Source organism: Pedobacter sp. (assembly GCF_035566355.1).
Taxonomy (GTDB): domain Bacteria; phylum Bacteroidota; class Bacteroidia; order Sphingobacteriales; family Sphingobacteriaceae; genus Pedobacter.
Window position 1 is genome coordinate 1 of the sequence record NZ_DATMRL010000722.1, and the last position, 4481, is coordinate 4481.

The window sequence follows — 4481 nt, forward strand, 5'->3', positions numbered from 1 at the left end:
CATTAATCTTATCCTTCAATTTATCGCCTTCTTTATGATTGATCATAATGTCCTGGGCAATATCCTGATTCTCTCTTCTTTTGATGTCACCAGTTTCCGGATCAAGACCCCCGCCTTCAGCAACAAATTGCTGCTTTAACTTTTCAACATAAGTATTGAGCTCGTCTGCATAAGTTTTTGCTTTATTGGCTTTTTCCCAAATTGGCTGTGCCCTTGCAGGTTCTTCTTTTAATTTTGTATTCTGAAATGCAGAAAATAACTGATCCACACTTGTATTTACGTTCGTCTTGGATGATTCTAAACTATCATTGATGTTTTTAAAAGCATTCAATATGGTATCCGATACGTTTAATGCAAGCATGGCAAGCAATACCAAATACATGATATTGATCATCTTCTGCCTTGTTGTTTCTCTTCCTCCGGCCATTTTAATAGGTCTGTTTTGGTTAATTAATAAATTAAACTACTAATTAAACACGGGTCTGATTCATTGCAGACAGCATGTTACCATAAATGGCGTTTAGTGAAGATAAATTTTTGGCCAGTTTGCCCACTTCTTCCTTGAACTGTTTAGAATCTTCCATGGATTCGTTAAAGTTGTTCATGGTCAGAGAAAGATTTTGATAAAATTTATTCATTGACTTTAAATGCGCACTTGAATCCTGTAATTCCAATTCATAAACTGCATTTAAAGCAGAAAGATTTTTAGCCAGTGCCGTTACCTGTTCATGGTAAGCTTTGGACTCTCCGCTGCTCTTGCCCATTTCAGCCAATTGTTCTGTCGCTTTTCCAAAGGCACTGTTCAATTGCTCAAAACCTGCAGAAGCGGACTTTAATTTACCCGTAAATTCCGTTGTGGCAGCCGAAGCATCAGCAACATTTGAAATCGCAGCAACTTTATCCCCAAATGTACGAAGGCCGGTACCCAGACTTTCGATCAATTCAGGACCAATTTTAGCGTCTGACAGCATTTTATCTAATGCCGCTGTATTTCCGGCTGAAACTGCAGCAACAGGTCTGGATGAAGTTTTTGGTAACTCTCCCGTGTAACTGTCACTCAATTCAGGATAAACTCTTTCCCATTCTGGCTCCGCAGGTGGTTGTCTTAAACCAGTAAGGAAGAATAAACAAGCCTCAACCCCCAAACCAATCCCTATGGCATAATTACCAAGGACACCCCCAATATGAAGAATTTTAAATAATGCACCCAGGATTACAATACTTGCACCCCAGGAAATTGCTACGTGTAACCAGTCGAATTTACGTGTTGCTGCCATGCGAATTTAGATAGAGATAATTTGTATAATTAATTGTTATGATTAATTTTTATAATTGATATCAGATCCTGGATAAGAAACCACACATCTGAAACCAATGTACGACCTTGCCTGGTCCTGGTACTCATAAGTAGCGACAGAGTTCTGTAAAAAGAAACCAATATCTTTCCATGATCCACCACGAACAACTTTACGTTTCAGGTATTTGCTATCTGAAGGTTTAGCCACATACGTAAAGTTCGGGTTGAAGTCTGAAAGCATTGGGGCAGCAGACTGATTGTATGCTGTCACTGTCCATTCCGCTACATTACCCGCCATATTGTACAAGCCATAGTCATTTGGAAAATACGATTTAACATTCACCGTATACAAACCACCGTCATCAGAGTAATTTCCACGTCCAACTTTAAAATTAGCCTGCATACAGCCTTTGGCATTCCGTACATAAGGTCCTCCCCAGGGATATTTGGTTTTCACATTTCCACCTCTTGCTGCATATTCAAATTCAGCATCCGTTGGCAGCCTGTATTCTGGTCTTGCATTCAAAGGCATTCTTCTCGAAGCCGCAACCGATTGATAGAACCTGGTTCTCCATACGCAAAAAGCATTGGCTTGCTCCCAGGTTACACCTACCACAGGATAATTGTCGTAGGACGGGTGGTTAAAATAGGTTTTAACCATTGGGTCATTCTGGGAATACGAAAAATCTACTTTCCAAACCAAGGTATCCGGATAAACCGCAACAGAAGGAAATTCGTTTGGTTTACTTGGATCCGGAGAATCCACATAGCTCTGTATAAAATCCTTGCGGTTTTTGGTTTTGTCCTTTCTTCCCTGTACGGCAAGATCGAGGTTAACAATACTGTAAGAATATTTGAGTTTGCGGATATCAATTTCATGTCTTCCTGGAAGGGCATCGTCACCACTATAGTAGAGATCCGATAGCTTACTCGCATAAGCATTATTTTTTCCTTTCCACAGATCGCCTGCTTTTCTCCAGTCAATGTCTCTGTTGGAGGTCAGAGTTGCACCGCCCTGGGTTGTTGGTACAGGCTTAAATAAATTAGGGGCTCCGCTTGGGCCAAGCATGGTAATGGCGATAGAGTCCCTTACCCAATTTACAAACTGGCGGTACTCCGCGTTCGTAATTTCTGTTTGATCCATATAGAACGCACTAAAAGAGGTCATTCTGCTTGGAGCGCTCTGAGTATTGTTGATATCCTCATCTGACATGCCAATGAGCGTACGGCCTGGGGGGATATAAACCATCCCTAACGGGATTCTATTATTTTTGAATTTCTTGTTGTAAACACCGACCAGTTCGCCCTGACCGCCTTTTCCACAACTGGAAAATAATGCTGCAACAACAATAAAACCAAAAAAGTAAATTTTTCTCATATTCTACTGAAGCAATTTTATAACAATTTTATCAATAATCATTGATATAAACAATTATTCAGCTATAAAAAAGGCTTCAGCAGAATCGAATTCTTATTTATTTGATTTTTTAATATAGTTTTCAATCGCCATAATCATCGAAGGGGCCTCAGGCGAAGGCGCGGCAATATCCACGATCAGACCATTATCTGTAACCGCCTTATGCGTATTCACACCAAAAGCAGCTATACGAGTATTGTTTTGAGCGAAATCAGGGAAATTGGTATACAAAGACTGAATACTGGAAGGACTAAAAAATGCGATGATATCATAAAAGACCTCAGCAAGATCAGATAAGTCACTCACAACCGTCCTGAACAGCACAGCTGGTGTAAAATCATACCCGTTCTTTTGAAGGAATTTCATGGTATCCTCTGTAGCCACATCAGAACATGGGTACAGGAACTTCTCATTGGCATGTTTTTTCAATACCTCAGCAAGATCCGCAGCTGTTTGTTTTCCAAAAAATATCTTCCGTTTACGGTACTGAATATACTTTTGCAGGTACAGGGCTGTTGATTCTGAAATACAGAAATATTTCAGATCAGAAGGAACCTCATATCTCATTTCTTCACAAATTCTGAAAAAATGATCTACGGCATTTCTGCTGGTAAAAACAACCGCTGTAAAATCAGCAAGGTTAATCTTATCCTTTCTAAAGTCCCGAGCAGGAACTCCTTCAACATGGATAAAAGACCTAAAATCTATCTTTAAATTGAATTTTTTAGCCAAATCAAAATAAGGCGACTTCTCTGTTTCAGGCTTCGGTAAAGTAATCAATATACTTTTTACCTTACGCAACCTATCTTCTTTGTTTTCTTGCATTATCTAATTACCGCTTTATTATAACCCTATTGCCTTGATTAATATCAAAATAGGACAAATTTCGAGGGCACAAAAGTACAAAAATAAATAGATTTTTGAAAGCCGATAATGAGATAAAATATTTATACCTGCTCTAATAAACTGAAATGCAAAGATTACAGCCAGCAGAATGAAAGAAATTGCAATATAATAAAGACCATATCTCAGTGGAGATAAGGCAAATGCCACCACCAGGGGAATAAATACTAGAGAAATATTAAAATAACTTAAATATAATATAGAAATATATTCATGTACCGGCTTTTGTATGTTAAACAGAAAACCCATTAACCGTAAAAGAATAATTTTCACTGCATATAAAATCACAATCAGTACAGAAATGGTCAGAAAGAACCGGAATCCGCCACCCCAATAAGAAATATTGTAAAACTGCGTCACCAGATAGAAAAACATTCCAATGGTGAAACCAAACTGTATAAATAAGAGCAAAAATGGCCAGGAAGTAAACAGGTTATCTTCCTTATTTAAATTATTTAAAATCCGGTTACTGAAAAAGGACTGAACAATAATATCCAGCTGCTTGGAAAAAGAATTCCTCAATATGGCAAAAACAACCAGCAGAAATGCAATAAAGCCCAAGATCCAAACCTGTCCTTTAGGTAAAGGTGTTCCGGATTTAAACAAATCTTCTTTTTTCACTTTATTATAAATCGTATACCAGGGCTCACCAGCTGGCCTGCTGTATACCTTCAGTTTCATAATACTGTCCATCAGCAGCGTAGAACTGAGCAAAGAATCCGGAATCAGCCAACTGTGCATCAAAATGGAGTCGGTTACAAATTTTTGTCTTGCATAAAATGCAGAATCCCTCACCACCCGGTATCTATACACTGGCTTCACTGCAGAATCGAGCGGTTGCTGCGGCACAGCCTGAGCATTTAC

General features: G+C 38.8%; 4 protein-coding genes and 1 pseudogene. All 5 read right to left on the bottom strand.

The features are described from left to right. Window positions 1-427, bottom strand: a pseudogene (locus VNZ46_RS28260) (gliding motility protein GldM); the annotation flags it as partial. Between the two features lie 43 nt (window positions 428-470). Beyond that, complete coding sequence (gldL, locus tag VNZ46_RS28265; RefSeq protein ID WP_325564867.1) at window positions 471-1277, bottom strand: gliding motility protein GldL; 807 nt, start codon at window positions 1275-1277, stop codon at window positions 471-473. A 42-nt stretch (window positions 1278-1319) separates the two neighbouring features. Next, complete coding sequence (locus tag VNZ46_RS28270; protein ID WP_133783427.1) at window positions 1320-2675, bottom strand: SUMF1/EgtB/PvdO family nonheme iron enzyme; 1356 nt, start codon at window positions 2673-2675, stop codon at window positions 1320-1322. Between the two features lie 93 nt (window positions 2676-2768). Further along, window positions 2769-3539 carry a uroporphyrinogen-III synthase gene (locus tag VNZ46_RS28275; RefSeq protein ID WP_325564871.1) on the bottom strand — a complete coding sequence of 257 codons (771 nt, stop codon included), beginning with the start codon at window positions 3537-3539 and terminating at the stop codon, window positions 2769-2771. Between the two features lie 18 nt (window positions 3540-3557). Continuing rightward, window positions 3558-4481, bottom strand: a 924-nt coding sequence (locus VNZ46_RS28280) for a DUF4271 domain-containing protein (RefSeq protein WP_325564873.1), incomplete at its 5' end; no start/stop codon positions are given.